This window comes from Novosphingobium meiothermophilum, from assembly GCF_003171715.1.
Taxonomy (GTDB): domain Bacteria; phylum Pseudomonadota; class Alphaproteobacteria; order Sphingomonadales; family Sphingomonadaceae; genus Novosphingobium; species Novosphingobium meiothermophilum.
On the sequence record NZ_QGHL01000001.1, the window covers coordinates 56,048 to 71,785 of the forward strand.

General features: G+C 66.2%; 14 protein-coding genes. 3 read left to right on the forward strand and 11 right to left on the reverse strand.

Features of this window, described 5'->3' with window-relative positions; genetic code table 11:
* Positions 1-29 precede the first annotated feature (29 nt).
* Complete coding sequence (locus tag DKM43_RS00265) at positions 30-1,232, reverse strand: AAA family ATPase (RefSeq protein ID WP_109796512.1); 1,203 nt, start codon at positions 1,230-1,232, stop codon at positions 30-32.
* A 234-nt stretch (positions 1,233-1,466) separates the two neighbouring features.
* Positions 1,467-3,125 carry an alkaline phosphatase D family protein gene (locus DKM43_RS00270; protein WP_236632308.1) on the reverse strand — a complete coding sequence of 553 codons (1,659 nt, stop codon included), beginning with the start codon at positions 3,123-3,125 and terminating at the stop codon, positions 1,467-1,469.
* 176 nt (positions 3,126-3,301) lie between these two features.
* On the opposite strand from DKM43_RS00270, the gene DKM43_RS00275 reads away from it, so the two are divergent.
* The gene (locus tag DKM43_RS00275) at positions 3,302-4,984 is read left to right on the forward strand and encodes a choline dehydrogenase (RefSeq protein ID WP_109796514.1); all 1,683 of its coding nucleotides are present in this window, start codon (positions 3,302-3,304) and stop codon (positions 4,982-4,984) included.
* Here DKM43_RS00275 and estDL136 read toward each other — a convergent pair.
* The 9 genes from estDL136 to DKM43_RS00320 all read right to left on the reverse strand — a co-directional run bounded on the left by estDL136 (position 4,981) and on the right by DKM43_RS00320 (position 12,660).
* Positions 4,981-5,910: a chloramphenicol hydrolase gene (estDL136, locus tag DKM43_RS00280; RefSeq protein ID WP_109796489.1), complete on the reverse strand. Its 930-nt coding sequence runs from the start codon at positions 5,908-5,910 to the stop codon at positions 4,981-4,983. The two genes, DKM43_RS00275 and estDL136, sit on opposite strands and share 4 nt — an antisense overlap.
* Positions 5,911-5,937: 27 nt before the next feature.
* On the reverse strand, positions 5,938-6,840 hold the full coding sequence (locus DKM43_RS00285; protein ID WP_109796490.1) for an NAD-dependent epimerase/dehydratase family protein: 903 nt from the start codon (positions 6,838-6,840) through the stop codon (positions 5,938-5,940).
* 11 nt (positions 6,841-6,851) lie between these two features.
* A complete protein-coding gene (locus DKM43_RS00290) occupies positions 6,852-7,649 on the reverse strand; it encodes an SDR family NAD(P)-dependent oxidoreductase (protein WP_109796491.1) in 798 nt (265 codons plus the stop codon).
* A complete protein-coding gene (locus DKM43_RS00295) occupies positions 7,646-8,074 on the reverse strand; it encodes a nuclear transport factor 2 family protein (RefSeq protein ID WP_109796492.1) in 429 nt (142 codons plus the stop codon). The genes DKM43_RS00290 and DKM43_RS00295 overlap by 4 nt, the downstream gene beginning before the upstream one ends.
* Positions 8,071-8,958, reverse strand: coding sequence for an SDR family NAD(P)-dependent oxidoreductase (locus tag DKM43_RS00300; RefSeq protein ID WP_109796493.1), 888 nt, complete (start codon positions 8,956-8,958; stop codon positions 8,071-8,073). The genes DKM43_RS00295 and DKM43_RS00300 overlap by 4 nt, the downstream gene beginning before the upstream one ends.
* A gap of 119 nt (positions 8,959-9,077) precedes the next feature.
* Complete coding sequence (locus DKM43_RS00305; RefSeq protein ID WP_109796494.1) at positions 9,078-9,410, reverse strand: 2Fe-2S iron-sulfur cluster-binding protein; 333 nt, start codon at positions 9,408-9,410, stop codon at positions 9,078-9,080.
* A gap of 10 nt (positions 9,411-9,420) precedes the next feature.
* Positions 9,421-10,839 (reverse strand): cytochrome P450, encoded by a 1,419-nt coding sequence (locus tag DKM43_RS00310; RefSeq protein WP_109796495.1) that lies wholly within the window; start codon positions 10,837-10,839, stop codon positions 9,421-9,423.
* 163 nt (positions 10,840-11,002) lie between these two features.
* A complete protein-coding gene (locus tag DKM43_RS00315) occupies positions 11,003-11,893 on the reverse strand; it encodes an SDR family NAD(P)-dependent oxidoreductase (protein WP_109796496.1) in 891 nt (296 codons plus the stop codon).
* Positions 11,890-12,660 (reverse strand): EthD domain-containing protein, encoded by a 771-nt coding sequence (locus DKM43_RS00320; RefSeq protein WP_109796497.1) that lies wholly within the window; start codon positions 12,658-12,660, stop codon positions 11,890-11,892. The genes DKM43_RS00315 and DKM43_RS00320 overlap by 4 nt, the downstream gene beginning before the upstream one ends.
* 197 nt (positions 12,661-12,857) lie before the next feature.
* Here DKM43_RS00320 and DKM43_RS00325 point away from each other — a divergent pair, with 197 nt between their 5' ends.
* A complete protein-coding gene (locus tag DKM43_RS00325) occupies positions 12,858-14,549 on the forward strand; it encodes an FAD-dependent oxidoreductase (RefSeq protein ID WP_109796498.1) in 1,692 nt (563 codons plus the stop codon).
* A 173-nt stretch (positions 14,550-14,722) separates the two neighbouring features.
* A complete protein-coding gene (locus DKM43_RS00330) occupies positions 14,723-15,709 on the forward strand; it encodes an NAD(P)H-dependent flavin oxidoreductase (RefSeq protein WP_109796499.1) in 987 nt (328 codons plus the stop codon).
* The last annotated feature ends 29 nt before the right edge of the window (positions 15,710-15,738 follow it).

A 15,738-nucleotide genomic window follows, 5' to 3' on the forward strand; every position in this document is an offset into this window, starting at 1 on the left:
GAACATGGCCCTGTAGGAAAGCGGCGGCGTCAGACATGGATCACGTCCTCCTCGCGCGCAGGCGCCACCCGGCCCCAGCCGGCCCGCACGAGCTGTTCGATCTGGCCCATCGCCTCGTCCAGATTGGCGCGGCAGCGCTTGTGCGTGCGCGGGGTGCCGATGGGGCGTTCCAGTTCGTAGATCGTCATCATGCGCAGCGCCGCGTGGCTGATCTCCGCGCTTTCAAGGATCGGCACGGGCAGCAGCGCGGGGCCGAAGGTCTGCTCCATGATGGTGCGCACCATTTCATGGCTGGGATCGCCGCCATCGAACTTGGAACAGATCAGCCGGACGAAGCTGTAATCCACCGCGATGCCCGCTTCGATCAGCTGCGCGATCACCTGATCCATCATCGAAAGGAATTGCACGGTGGAACAGAAATCGGGCGTGGTGGCCGCCAGCGGCACCAGCAAGGCATTGGCCGCCTGCATCACCGCAAGGCTGATCGTGCCAAGCGCGGGCGGCGGATCGAGGATGACCACGTCATAGTCACGCGCCATGTCCATTAGCCCGGCCTTGAGCTTGCGGAATCGCGCCGCCAGCACCGACTGCCCATCGGCCCCGGCAGCGGCCAGTTCATATTCCACATCGAACAGTTCAAGATTCGAGGGGATCAGATCGACATTCGGCCAGGGCGTGCGCTTGACCGCATAGAGCAGGTCGGTCTGCGTCGGGTCGATCGAGAGATAGGGATAGAGCGTTTCGTCGCGGGTGATGTTGAAATGCGGGTTGAACCCGAACAGCGTGGTGGTGGTGGCCTGGCTGTCGCAGTCCACCACCAGCACGCGGTATCCCTGCACCGCGAAATAGTGGGCAAGGTGCGTGGTGACGGTGGACTTGCCCACGCCCCCCTTGAAGTTCTGCACCGCGATGATGGCGGGCACGTCATCCGGGCCGCGCGCGGGCGATGCGCCCAGAACCTCGCGCATCCGCAGCATGTCTTCCATCGAATAACCGATGCGCCGCCCGTTCTCCCCGGCGGGGGGAGGGGGCAGGCGGCCATCATCCTCGGCCATGCGGATGCGGTTGGTGGAGCAGCCCAGAAGCTGCGCGGCCTCGGCAATTCCGAAGCGGACATTGAGCCCCTTGCGGCTTTCGGGCAGAAAGGCCTTGCGCCGCAGCCGCTCGATCATCTTCTCGCCCGCTGAGGCAAGATCACCGATCTGGCTGACGATTGCATTGGGATTTGTCATGGCCCGCCTGTTTGAAGCTATTCCGCCAAAGAGATAGCGGATTTCCTTCAATCACGCAATTGACGGCCAGAACTTGTTTCTTGGCGCGGATATTGTGCCGCGCGCGATGAAATGCCCCAGATATTGTGGCCGCCCGGTCTCCCCGCCTCCCGGCCTCCAGAATGGCAGACCGCCGGCGGGCAGGGGCAACGGTGCGAATCGTCCCGGTCGCACGTCAGATCGCCGCCTGTCGGATCAGGACAGGATCCGCAAGCTCTCGCCCCGGCGCGCTTCGCAGCGTGCCGCAATGCCGCGCGTGAACCGGGGGGAGAGCACGGTGGAAACGGTGACGAAATCGGCCACGGCCGCATCGGGCGTGATCGTGACGAGGGTATAGCCCTTCATGTCCTGATCGCAGAACGCCACTTCCGGGCTTTGCGCCGCAATGATCCGGCCAAGCCCCGGAAGGATCGAGCCATAGGACGGGCTGGTGATCGCGGTTGTGCCGAACTCGGCGCCGATCCGGTTCCCGGCATCATCGTGAAGATCGTTCGCCCACGCGGCATGGCTGTCGCCCGCAAAGGCGAGCGGGTTGGCGCCCACTTCGCGCAGCATGGCATAAAGCCGTTCGCGGGCAGGGGGATAGCCATCCCACGCATCCAAGTTGAAGGGCAGGCCCGCCTTGAACGCGGCCTGCGACTGCGCGACGAGGGCGCGGTAGTTTTCGGGCAGCTTGGCCAGAAGTGCGGCGAACGCTTCCTCGCCAAGGCCCGCGCGCAGATCCGGCCCCGGAACGCGCGCGAGGATGACCTGATTGCCCAGCAACTGCCATGGCTTGCCCGCCCTGACCGAGGCGTCGAAGGTGTTCTTCAGCCATTGCAACTGGCCCGCGCCGAGCATCTCGCGCGAGGGATCCTGCCGTGCGGCAAGCATGGCGGCCACTTCTGCGGCATCGGGCGTGGCGCCCTTGGCGGCGATCTGCCGGGACCGGGCGAGCAGGCGCGTTTCGACCATGGCCAGCGTTGCCAGATCGCCGAACTCGAAGCTGCGATAGATGGCAGCGGGATCGCTTCCGGCGCGGGGGGAGCGGATCGGCATCCATTCGAACCATGCCTTAAGCGCGGCGGCCTTGCGTGCGGCCCATGTGCCTTCGCTGGCGGGCGTGTGGTTTTCTGCCCCGCCCAGCCAGGAATCGTTGGCGGTCTCGTGATCGTCCCATACGCAGATGAACGCAGCGCGGGCGTGGGCGGCCTGAAGCGCGGGGTCGGTCTTTGCCTGTGCATGGCGGCGGCGATAGTCGTCCAGCGTCACGGTCTCGTGCACGGGATCGGGAATGCGCCCGATCTTCTGTCCGATCTCCGCGCCATAGCCATCGGCGCCATATTCGTAGATGTAGTCGCCAAGGTGGATCACCGCATCAAGCCGGTCGAGCGCGGCCATATCGGCAAAGGCATTGAAGAATCCGCCCGACCAGAGCTGGCACGAGACCACCGCCAGCACGAGATCATCGGTGCGCCCCACCGGCAGCGTGCGGAAGCGGCCCCTGGGCGATGCGGTGCCATCTTGGCAGACGAACCAGAACCAGTAATCGCTGGCTGGCTTCAGTCCGGAAACCTCGGCCTTGGCGGTATTGTCGGCCGCGGCTGCGGCGATGACCTTGCCCGATTTCACCGGCTTGCCATCGGCGGATGCGGCCACGTGCCAGACCAGCGGCACATCGCCGGTCACACCATCGGCCACGGTGGCGCGGGTCCAGATCACCGCGCCGTCGGCGGCAGGATCGCCGCTGGCGACGCCATGCAGGAACCGCGCGGTCCTGAGCGAGGGCGCGGCCGCCGCCGCCGGGGCAAGGCCCATCCCGGTTCCCGCACCCATGGCGGCGAGCAGGCTGCGGCGGTTGATCTTCAGGGTCATCGGTAGTCGGGCCTTCCGGGCGTGGGGTGGGGGGCTGTGCTGTCCATGTCGTGCGATGATTGCAGCCTGAAGACGACATCCCTTTCCGATCCCGTCGCCTTCACGCTTGCCATTAATCGTGCGCTTAATTACCCCTTTGTCAATAAGACGTGACGGATTCGGGACAGGTGATGCTGATGGCGCAGGATGCGTTCGATTTCATCGTGATCGGGGCGGGAAGTGCAGGCGCGGTGCTGGCCGCGCGCCTTTCCGAAGACCCCATGGTGCGGGTGCTGCTGCTGGAGGCGGGCGGCAAGAACACGTCGGTGCTGGTGCGCATGCCCGCGGGCGTGGGCACGCTCATCAAGCAGAAGAGCCGCCACAACTGGGGTTTCTGGAGCGAGCCTGAGCCGCACATGGACGGCCGCCGCATGTGGCATCCGCGGGGACGTGGGCTGGGCGGATCATCGGCGATCAACGGCATGGTCTATATCCGGGGCCACGCCCGCGATTATGACCAGTGGCGGCAGATGGGGCTTGAGGGGTGGTCCTATGCCGATGTCCTGCCCTATTTCCGCAAGGCCGAGGATTATTGCGCCAATGATCCCGATGCGCGGCCCGACGCCTTCCACGGCAAGGGCGGGCCGCTGAAGGTGAACTGGGGCGAAAACGGGGATCATCCGCTTTACCGCGGGCTGATCGAGGCCGGGCGGCAGGCCGGGCACCGGCTGACCGAGGATTTCAACGGGGCCGAGCAGGAAGGTTTCGGGCGCTATCAGCTGACCATCAACGATGGCCAGCGCTGGAGCGCAGCGCGCGGATACCTGACGCCGATTGCGGGCACGCGCCGCAATCTGGAGATCGTGACCGGCGCGCGGGTGCACCGCGTGGTGGTGGACGAGGGCCGCGCGGTGGGCGTGGAATATTCGCTGGACGGCAAGGGCAGGCAGGTGCGCACCGCGCGTGCGGTGCGCGAGGTGCTGCTGTGCGCGGGCGCGTTCCAGAGCCCGCAGATCCTGATGCTTTCCGGCATCGGCGATCCGGAAAAGCTCAAGGCGAAGGGCATCACCCCGGTCCACGCGCTGAAGGGCGTGGGCGAGAACCTTCAGGATCACCTCGATGTCACGCTCAATTGGGCCTGCACGCAGCCGATTTCACTCTACAACGAAATCAAGGGGTTGCGGCAACTGAAGGTGGGGCTGCAATATCTGCTCACGGGCAAGGGCACCGGGCGGCAGAACGGGCTTGAGGCGGGCGCCTTCCTCAAATCGCGCCCCGATCTGGACCGGCCCGACTTGCAGATGCACTTCGTCATCGCGATCATGCAGGAACATGCCAAGGTCAAGGCGGACCGCGACGGCTTTACCATCCACGTCTGCCAGCTTCGGCCGGAAAGCCGGGGCAGGGTGGGGCTGGCCAGCAACGATCCTTATGACGATCCATCGATCCTTGCCAATTTCATGGCCGCCGAGGAAGACCGGCGCGCGGTGCGCGAGGGCATTCGCATGGCCCGCCAGGTGGCCGCGCAGCCTGCGCTTGATCCCTATCGCGGCGAGGAAATCTGGCCGGGCGCGCATGTCGATACCGATGCCGAGATCGACGCCTGGGTGCGCGCGAAGGGCGAGACGATCTATCACCCCGTGGGCACCGCGAAGATGGGCCTGCGCGATGATCCCATGGCCGTGGTGGACAAGGACTGCCGCGTGATCGGGCTTGAGGGCCTGCGCGTGGTCGATGCGTCGGTCATGCCCACGCTGATCGGTGGCAATACCAATGCGCCCACGATCATGATTGCCGAAAAGATCGCCGACGTGATCCGGGGCAGGGCGGCCCTTGCGCCCGAAGCCCCGGAAATCGGGCAGGCGGCAGAGGCGGCCTAGGCGGCCAGCGCCGCCTTCAGCCGCGCGCCCGCGCGCTCGATCCACACGAGCGCATCGGGCACGGCCTCGAACATCGAGAAGAAACCGTGGATCATGCCGGGGGCGGTCATGCAGTCCACCGGGGTGCCTGCCGCGGCCAGCGCATCGGCATAGGCAAGGCCCTCGTCGCGCAGCGGATCGTATTCGGCCACGATCACCGTGGCGGGCGGCAGGCCTGAAAGATCGTGCGCGCGCAGCACCGCGGCCAGGGGGTGGGGATTGCCGCAATCGCCCACATAGTGGTTCCAGAACCACTGCATCATCTGCGTTGACAGGAAATAGTTGCCGCCGCCGTTCTCGGCATAGGACGGGCGGGTGAAATCGGCATCGGTGACGGGATAGATCAGCAACTGGTGGGCAAGCGCCGGGCCGCCTTCATCGCGCAGGCGCAGCGCCACCGCAGCGGCCAGATTGCCGCCCGCGCTGTCACCGGCCACGGCAAGGCGCGCCGGATCGATGCCGAGATCGGCGGCATTCTCCACCGCCCAGAGCAGCGCATCGTGGCAATCGTCGAGCGGGCCGGGGAAGGGGGTTTCGGGCGCAAGGCGATAATCGACCGAAAGCACCGCCGCCCCGCTGGCCACGGCCAACGCGCGCGCGGTGGCATCGTGCGTGTCGAGATCGCCGATCACCCAACCGCCGCCGTGATAGAACAGCACCAGCGGCGGATTGGCCCCGGCGCCTTCGGGCTTGTAGAGCCGCGCGCCGATGGTGCGGCCCGGCAGATCGAGCGAGAGATTGCGCACTTCGGCAACGGCGGGCGGCGGCCCCATCTGGATCGGGCGGTTCATCTCGCGCAGGGCCGCAGGCGTGACCGTGGCATAATCCACCGGGGGCATCTGCGCGAAGAAGCCCAGCAGGGCCTCGACCTGGGGGTTGAGTGTCATCGGGTTCTGTCCTTATCCGACCGGGTTTCAACCGAATTGCGCGACGATTTCGGCAACGGCCGCCGCCACATCGCCCCGACGATAGCCCAGCAGCGCGGTTTCGCCAGCGTCGGGTTCGTAACGGATCGTGTTGCCGCGCCCCTGCGGGATGGCGACATCGGGCAGGAGCGGCAGTTCCTCGTCGCGCGCTTCGAGCGTCACGGGATTGCCGACCGCATCGAAAAAGAGCTGGAAGTAGTCGCGGAACGAGAGGTTCTCGTCGCCCACGAGATAGGCCTTGCCCGGCTCTCCGCGCAGGAGCGCGCCTTCGATCGCTTCGGACAGCGAACGGAACGACATGAAGTTGGTGCCGCCGGTGGGCGCGAAGAAGGGGACAGGGATATTGCCCTTGGCCCACTGCACATAGGGTTCGAAGATGGCGCTGGGCAGGCCCGCCACGGTGCCGACCATGAAGGGCGCGTTGACGCTGATCACGTCGAAGCCGGGACGGCCCTCGGCGCGCGCGCCTTCGCAGGCGGCAAGGCGCGACTGGATATAGACATTGCCCGCGATCAGTTCGGGCGCGGCCTGCGGATAGAAGCTGCCAAGCTGCACCGCGCGGGACATGCCTGCCTCGCGCGCGGCGGCGAACACGGCGGGCAGGGCCAGGTGATTGGCCTTGTGCAGCCATGCGGCGAAATCCGCACCTTGCGGAACGTGGCGCGGATCGTTGCCGGCGGCAAAGACCATCCAGTCAAAACCGCCAAGCCGATCGGCGGTGAAATCGCCCGCCACGTAATCGCCCTGCATGTAGCCCAGCGTGGTGAGCGCGGTTCCCGCAGGGGCGGCCGCGCCGCGCCCGGAAATGGTCACATCGTGGCCTTGCGCCGCCAGATGAAGCGCGGCGTGGCCGCCGAGCGCGCCAGTGCCGCCGATAACGAGGACTTTCATGTTCTTCTCCCTCAGGATGGGGTGTTCACCACGGGAAGCGGTGCAAGATCGGGGCTGCGGCGCAGCAGGTTGCCGCCATCGGCGGCGATGCACTGCCCGGTGATCCACGCGCTTTCATCGCCCGCCAGAAAGCGCACCGCGCCGGCAATGTCGGCCGGTTCGCCAAGCCGGCCCAGCGGGTATTCGGGCAGGAAAGCCTGATCGGTGCCGCCTTCGAACATCCCGGCGGTCGCGCCCGAACGGGTCAGGCCGGGGCGCACCGCGTTGACCCGGATGCCACAGGGGCCAAGTTCATCGGCGGCCATGCGCACCAGCCCTTCAAGCGCGGCCTTGGCCACGTGATAGGCGGCAAGGTGGCGGAAGGTGAGCACCGCCGCGCCGGAGGAAAGGCACACGATCGACCCGCCCGGCGGCATCAGCGGGGCGGCGGCGCGGATCACGTGGAAGGCGGATATGACATTGATTTCAAAGGCATCGCGCAGATCCTGCGGCTCATGTTCGATCAGCGGCCTGAAGCCGCCGCCGCCCACGGTGGCAAAGGCGATGTCAAGCCGCCCGGCCAGCGCATGGGCCGCGCGCACGGCCCCGGCCACGGCCGCTTCGTCGCAGGCATCGCCGGTGAAGGTGTGGACATCGGCCCCCGGCACGGCATCGCGGATGCGCGCGGCGACCTCGGCCAGTCCGTCGGCCCGGCGCGCCATGAGGGCAAGGCGCGCGCCATCACGCGCAAGGGCAAGTGCCGATGCTTCGGCAATGGCCCCGGTAGCACCGGTGACGAAGGCGGTTTTCCCGGAAAGCGGGCCGTTCATCCTGCATTCGCCCCGGCGCTGTGCACGGGGCGCAGTTCTTCCCAATCGACGATCAGGGTGCGGCGGGTGAACTTCCACATGCCACCTTCGCGCCGCCATGCGTCCTGATAGCGGATCGCCCAGACCAGCAGCCGGTCGCCATCGGGCCTGGTCAGGCGGTGTTCGGCGGTGGAGCGGGTTTCGCCTTCGGCGCTCTCGCCGCTCACGGTCACGTCCATATCGTGCACCACGTGGCGCGTGGCGGTGAAGGCATGGGCGAGATGGTCGATCGAGCCGAGGTTTGCCTCAAGCCCGGTGATGGCAAAGCCGGGGCCGCTGATCGTCACGTCATCGGCCAGCACTTCGCGCCACAGCGCCTTGTCGCGCCGGTCCGCGCCAAGGGCATAGCGTTCGGCCGTGCGGCGCAGGGCATCGCGCTCGGTCATGCGGCGGTCTCCGGTATCACGCTTCCCGGAATAACAAGGCCATTGCCCGAAATGAGCGGCACATTGGTCCATTCGCCCTGCGGCGTGCGATACCAGCCTGCGGCCGCCAGCGCGCCGCCATCGATGTTGATCGAACTGCCCGTGACCCAAGCTGCCAGCGGGCTGGCAAGATAGAGCGCCGCGCCCGCGCAATCGGCGGGCTGGCCGAACCGGCCCAGCGGAATCCAGCGTTCCTCGTGGGCGCGGTTTTCGGGCGGGATCATGTAATCCAGCGCCACTTGCGGGGTGTCGGTCGTCTCCGGCGCGATCGTGTTCACCCGGATGCCTTCGGGGCCGAGTTCGAGCGCGAGGCTCTTGGTAAAGCCGGTGACGGCCCACTTGGCGGCGGCATAGACCGAACAACAGGGGATGCCGCGATGCGCCTCGATCGAAGTCAGGTTGATGATGCTGGAACCGGGCGCGCCCTTGCGCAGCAGGGGGATCATCGCGCGGGTCATGCGCAGCACCTGGCCAAGGTTCACATCGAGGATCTCCTCGGCCTCGGCATCTTCGAGCATGGCGAAGGGGCGGGCGTGGACGAAGTGGCCGACATTGTTGACCAGCACATCGAGCCTGCCGGTTTCGGCGGCGATCCTTTCGGCCAGCATCGCGCCCACCCCGCGCTGGCGCACATCGCAGCGGATGACGCGGGCCAAGGGCATGGCGGCCTCTGCCGCATCGGCGCGGGCGGGATCGATCTCGGCGATCACGACCTGCGCGCCCGCGCCGGCAAAGGCTTCGGCAATGGCGCGGCCGATGCCCACGCCCCCGCCCGTGACGAGCACGGTCTTTCCGGTGAAATCCAGCCCCTGCGCAAGCTGGGCGGGGTTCAGGCTCGCCATCATTGCGTGCGTTTCCTCTCCATGCCGATGATTCGGCGTTTTATCTTTTAATTTCTACGCATGGTGGTTTTGATGAAATGCAATGTCAACCGGATGCGTAGCAGAAGAGGGACCTTGCCTGCCTATACGCCGGGCTGATCGGGCGGGATGTGGACGACAAGGCCGTCAAGCTCCTCGCCAAGCTGGACCTGACACGACAGGCGGCTGTTGGGGCGGATCTCCACGCCTTCGATGGCCTCCAGCATGGCGCGTTCATCGCCGGGCGCCGTGCCGGTGCGCCCGATCCATTCCGGGTCGATATAGCAGTGGCAGGTGGCGCACTGCATCATGCCGCCGCACAGGGCATCTATGCCATCGACGAGATTGCCCACGGCAAGCTGCATCAGGGTCATGCCTTCGAAGTTGACGCAGGTGCGCTGCGAACCATCGGGCTGGACGAACGTGACCTTGGCCATTCAGCGCCCCTTACGCATGGGCCGGGCAGCCGGCGGCCTTGGCCAGCGCGGCAACATCGGCGCTGGCCGTCGCGCCATCGAGCCTGCGCCGCTTGTAGCGCACGCGGCAGGGCTGAGCGGGCCAGTAGGTGGAGGCGCCCGCGATGGGGCGCACCTCGTCGATCAGCTCCATGTCGAAGTTCTGGAGCAGGATGGCGACGAGCACCTTCATTTCCATGCGCGCGAAGTTGACGCCCGCGCAGCGGTGCACCCCGCCGCCGAACCCGATGAGCGAGTTGCTTGTCGTCTGGGCATCGGGGTTGGCGGGATTGAAGCGTTCGGGATCATAGACATCGGGATTGCGGAAGGTTTCCTCCATGCGGTGGCTGACGGAAGGGGCCAGCAGCACGAACTCGCCCTTGCGGATCGTATAGCCATCGCGGCTGATGTCGGCGCTGGCCTTGCGGCTGAGCATGTAGGCCACGGGGTGGAGGCGTTCGGTCTCGCGCAGGGCAAGGTCCATCTTTTCCATGGCGATGGCCTGTTCCCAGCCCAGATCGCGCCCGTCGCTGCCGCCCAGAAGGCTGGCCACTTCGGCGCGCACCACGGCCTGATAGCCGGGGTTCTGAAGCAGATCGGCCAAGGCCCAGCTTACCTGCCCGGCAGTGGTTTCATGCCCGGCCCAGACCAGCAGCAGGATGAGGTGGCGGATGATCTCGTCGGGCACGGGGCGGCCATCGGGATACTTCGTCTCGATCATTGTCTGAAAGAAGTCGGGCGGATCGAGCGGGTTCGTGCGCCGCTTGTCGATCCACGATTGCAGGATGGCGTGGAGCTTCTTCTTGGCGGCCTGCGATTTCACCATCTTGGGCGTTGGCAGCCAGAGCGGCAGGACGAACTCCATGCCGCCCGAAAAATCGCGGAACAGCTCGAAGAACTCGTGCCCCAGCTTTTCGTGGAACTCGCGGCCCATGAAGCTGTGGGCGGCAATGTCCATCACCACGGGGCCGAGCGTGGGGATCAGGTCGAACTCGCCCTCATCGCCCAGACGCGCGACGAGATTGAGCGATTCCTCCACCATCACCGGCACATACTGCTTCATCGATGCGGCCTTGAAGCGGGGCATGATGATGGCGCGCTGGCGCAGGTATTCCTCCATTTCCGCGAAGGAATAGAAATCGGGCGAGAACATCTTGAGGAAGAAGGGCATCGATTCGCGGATCGAGAGCAGCTTGTCCGTCTCTTCGAAGAAGAAGCGGTTGTGTTCCGGCCCCAGCATCACGTTCATGCGCTGGCCCATGAAGTTCATGGCGAACATGCGCCCCTTCTGCCGGTAGCCGCGCTTCAGGACCGAGACGGGATCGCGGAAGAACTGCGTGATGTGGCCCAGAAGCGGCAGACCGCCATCGAGCAGGGGGAATCCTTCAGCGCGCGGCGCCGCACTTGCCATAACGTCTCTCCCGTTGTGCGCCGGTTGGTCCGGCGGCTCTCCACGCGGCAAAGGGTATGGACGGGCCGGGGGTGCGCAAGATTGGCGCGCAGACAAGTATCACCCGGTGATCCGCGGTGGATCACCGGGTGAACTGGCCGCCGGGTGCGGCGATGAAGCTGTATCAGTAAACCGCGGCCGGGTTCTTCGGGCGCGGGCTGCCCAGCATTTCGCGGTGCGATGGCCGATCATGGCCCCGGTCGGTGATGCCGAGTTCACGCGCGATTTCGGCCACGATCAGCGTCTGTCCCGAAAGTTCATCGCGGTTGGGGGCCTTGTCGATCGCATCGATCACATGGGCGGAGAACTCAGGGTTTTCGGCCATGGCGATGAAGCCCTGATACTGTTCGGGGTTGGTCTGCGCGGCAATCTGCGCGCGTTCGGTAAGCTGCGGGCCAAGCCAGAGCGAGACGGCGATAACCCCTGTGCCGCGGAAATCATGCTCCATGTCGTGGGCCAGCTTGTCCAGCCCGGCCTTCTGCGCGCCATAGGCAGGTCCGTGCATGTAGCACGATGCGCCGAACGAGGAGGTCATGGCGATCACGCCCGATCCCTGGGGCACCATGATCCTTGCCGCGTGCCAGCTTGCCACATAGGCGCTGCGCAGGCCGACATCGAGGATCTTCTGCGCATCCAGCTCCTTTTCCCAGAACGGCGCCTTCTCGATCAACTGGTGGTGCATGTAGGCGGCATTGTTGACCAGCACATCGAGCCGGCCCTGTTCGGCCACGATCTGTTCGAACAGGCGGGCAACCGAGGCATCATCGGCATGGTCGCACACCACGGGAATGCCCTTGCCGCCCAGTTCGGTCACTTTCTGCGCGGTTTCGGCCACCGTGCCGGGCAGGACGGTGCCGTCCCAGCCTTTTGCATCGCCGGGGGTGACGGTGCGCCCCGTGACATAGACGGTATAGCCCAGTTCGCCAAAGCCCCGCGCAATGCCTGCGCCTGCGCCGCGGCTGGCGCCCGTGACAAGGGCAACCTTCGGCCCGGTTGCTGCTGGATGACTGGTCATGCGTGGTCCTTTGCCTGCGGAGGGCCTTCTGACGCCGTGGCATCGAGGAAGGCGTAATCGTATTGCGAGGTGGGGATGATGTCGTTGCGGGTGAAATCGAGGAAGGCGTGGCAGCTTTCCATCATGGCATCGAGATTGGCCTTGAACTTTGCCGGATTGCCCACCGCATCGAAGAAGGCTTCGGGCTGATCGAGCGCGGCCAGCGGGAAGCATTCCTCGACGAAGGCGCCATAGGCCGGGGCGCCGGGGGTGAGGGGGCGCACGATCAGGTTCTGGACATATTCGAAATTGGCCTGCGTCTCGATCGCCACGCGGGTGTGGTGGCCGTGCCAGTGCTCGATCACGGCATCGCGCGAAAGATCGGGGCGGAACGCGATGAAGCTGGCCTGGCTCCAGCCCCAGGTGCGGGTGGCGCAGGCAGGGCCGCTGGGGCGGGGCGGGTGCGCGGTGTTGGCGATGATGGTCGATTCGCACACCAGCCATGCGGCAAACCACGCGCTGTGCGCCGCCAGCACTGCATCGATGCCTGCGCGGAACCGGGCATTGGCCGAAGGCAGCCAGAACTGCGCCACGGCGGCCTGCTGCGGGTTCTGCCATTGCTGGACCAGCGCTTCGCCCGGCGCTACGACGGAATCGCGGATATTGAGGCGGATACCCCTTGCCCCGGCGGCATGGAGCGCTTGCGGCAGGCTGGTCAGCAGGCGCGCGCCATAGTCCTCGCGAGGCTCGTGCGGCGGCGCCCACAGGGCGGCAATGATCTTCTCCATGGTGCTGCCTCTCCCGCAGGGCTGATAGATTTTGGACTTATTCGTAGAATCTGCAAGACTATTCTACGCATGGAGTTGACATGGGCGCAAGTCTGGCCAAACTTTGCGTCAACTGGGGAGAGGGGCCGTGCGCCCTTGACGCCTGACATCAGACACAACTGCAACAGCAGCAGCGATAACGAAGCGATAGGGCAGCGATGACCGGGAACTGGGACAGGCAAGTGGATGTGGTCGTCGTCGGATCGGGGGCGGGGGGGATGCTGGCCGCGCTGGTGGCGGCAAGGAACCGCGCCGAAGTGCTGATCGTGGAGAAGGATGCGCTGTGGGGCGGCACTTCGGCCACTTCGGGCGGGGGCATCTGGATTCCGGGCAGCGACCAGGCGCGGGCTGCGGGATTCGAGGACAACCTCGATGATGCCTTCAGCTATATCCGTGCGCTTTCGGCCGAAAACGTGCCTGATGAAAACATCCGCGCCTATGTGGACAATGCCGCCGCCATGCTGCGCTGGGTCACGGCGAATACGCCGGTGGTCTATACCGCGCAGCCCTATCCCGATTACCATGCCGAAAATCCGGGCGGTTCGATCACCGGCTATCGCACGCACCTGCCCGAAATGCTTGATGGCACGATCCTTGGCGATGACCTGAAGACGCAGCGGATGCCATCGCCCGCCGCCAGCCTGTTCGGCTATCTCAACTGGACTTTCGCGGAAACCTACCAGCTGCTCTATCGCGGGCCGGGCTGGCTGGCCGGGCTGATGCGCAACATGGCCAAATACTGGCTGGACTGGCCGCTGCGCTTCACCTCGCGCAAGGACCGGCGCCTGACGCTGGGCAATGCACTGACGGGGGGTCTGCGCGCCGCGCTGAACGCGGCGGGCGTGCCGCTGTGGCTGAAGACGCCGATGCGCGAACTGGTGCGCGAGAACGGGCGCGTGACGGGCATCGTGGTGGAAAAGGACGGCAAGCCCCTGCGCATCGGCGCGCGCAAGGGGGTGGTGCTGGCCGCGGGCGGGTTCGACAAGAACCAGCAGATGCGCGAGGAGAACGCGCCGCTTTACAACAAGGCGTGGGCATCGGGCGGGGTGACGAGCAACACCGGCGATGCCATCCGCGCAGGGCAGGCCGTGGGCGCGGGCACGATGAACCTGCATTCGGCCTGGGCCGCGCCGGTATTTCATGTGCCCGGCGAGGATCGCGGGCGGCTGTGCACGATCGAGCGCGCGCTGCCCGGCTGCATCATGGTGAACCAGAAGGGCGAGCGCTATCTGAACGAGGCGGCATCCTATCACATCGTGGGCCAGCAGATGGCGCGGCGCGAAAGGGAGCACCGCGACGCCAGCCCAAGCTGGATGGTGTTCGACTATCGCTATCGTCACCAGTTCCCGATGGGGCCGCTGCTGCCGCTGGTGCCCGACTGGTTGCAGGCAGGCCCGGTCAAGACGATCCTGAAGAAGGGCCGCACGATTGCCGAACTGGCAGGCCAGATGGGCGTTGATCCGGCGCGGCTGGAAGAGCAGATCGCCCGGTTCAACGAACATGCCGCGCGCGGCGAGGATCCCCAGTTCGGCCGCGGGCAGGCCGCCTATGACAGGATGTATGGCGACCCGCGCAACCAGCCCAACCCGTGCCTGCGCCCGCTGACCGAAGCGCCGTTCTATGCCCTGCCGATCTATCCGGGCGATATCGGCACCAACGGGGGCCTGCGCACCAATGCGAAGGCGCAGGTGGTGGACGATGCCGGACAGCCGATTGCCGGGCTTTATGCCGTGGGCAACAACGCCGCATCGGCCATGGGCGAAAGCTATCCGGGCGCGGGCGTGACGATTGGCCCGGCCATGACCTTCGGCTATATCGCCGCGCGCGACCTGACCGGGGCGAACGATTGAAAGCCTGATCCGAAACCTGCGTTTCGGCTGGTGCGGGAGAGGGCCTTGGCCGCGGGCGCCTGAGGCGGAAGGGACGGGGCGCAAGCGGTGAAGCGGATGGGCGGTTGATCGCGCCCGAAAAGCGTTTAATCATCCCCTTAAACAGCAGCGATCGAACAAGGGGAGAGCCGGCCATGGCCATCAGGACGCGCATTACCGAAATGCTGGGGATCGAACACCCCATCGTGCAGGGCGGGATGCAGGGGGTGGGCGTTGCCGAACTGGCCAGCGCGGTATCCAATGCCGGGGGGCTTGGCATCCTGACCGCGCTGACCCAGCCCAGCCCCGATGCGCTGCGCGCCGAGATCGAGCGCTGCCGTGCCATGACCGACAAGCCCTTCGGCGTGAACATGACCGTGCTTCCCACGATCAACCCGCCCGATTACAAGGGCTATGCCCAGGCGATCATCGATGGCGGGGTGAAGGTGGTGGAAACCGCCGGAACGCAGGCCGTGCGCGAAATCTGGGACATGCTCAAGCCCCACGGCGTGACCATCCTGCACAAGTGCACCGCCGTGCGCCACGCGCTTTCGGCCGAGCGTGCGGGCTGCGACGTGATCTCGATCGACGGGTTCGAATGCGCGGGCCATCCCGGCGAGGATGACATTCCCGGCCTGATCCTGATCCCGGCCGCCGCCGACAAGGTGAAGATCCCGCTGCTGGCCAGCGGCGGCTTCGGCGACGGGCGCGGACTGGCGGCGGCGCTGGCGCTGGGGGCGGACGGCATCAACATGGGCACGCGCTTCTGCGCCACGCAGGAAGCGCCGATCCACCCCAACGTGAAGCAGGCCTATATCGACAATGACGAGCGCGGCAGCCTGCTGATCTTCCGCAAGCTGAAGAACACCGCACGCGTGGGCCGCAGCGCGGTGTCCGAGGAAGTGGCGCGCAGGCTGGAGCAACCCGGCGCGACGTTCGATGACGTGAAGGAACTGGTGGCGGGCGCGGCCGGGCGCGAACTGCTGGCCACGGGCGACCTTTCCAAGGGCGTGTTCTGGGCGGGCATGGTGCAGGGCCTGATCCACGATGTGCCGACCTGCGCCGAGCTGGTGAGCCGCATCGTGGCCGAGGCCGAGACGATCATCCGCCAGCGCCTGACGGGCATGATCGCCCCGGAATGATTTGAGTGGAATGAAGGCGCCCCGCCGCG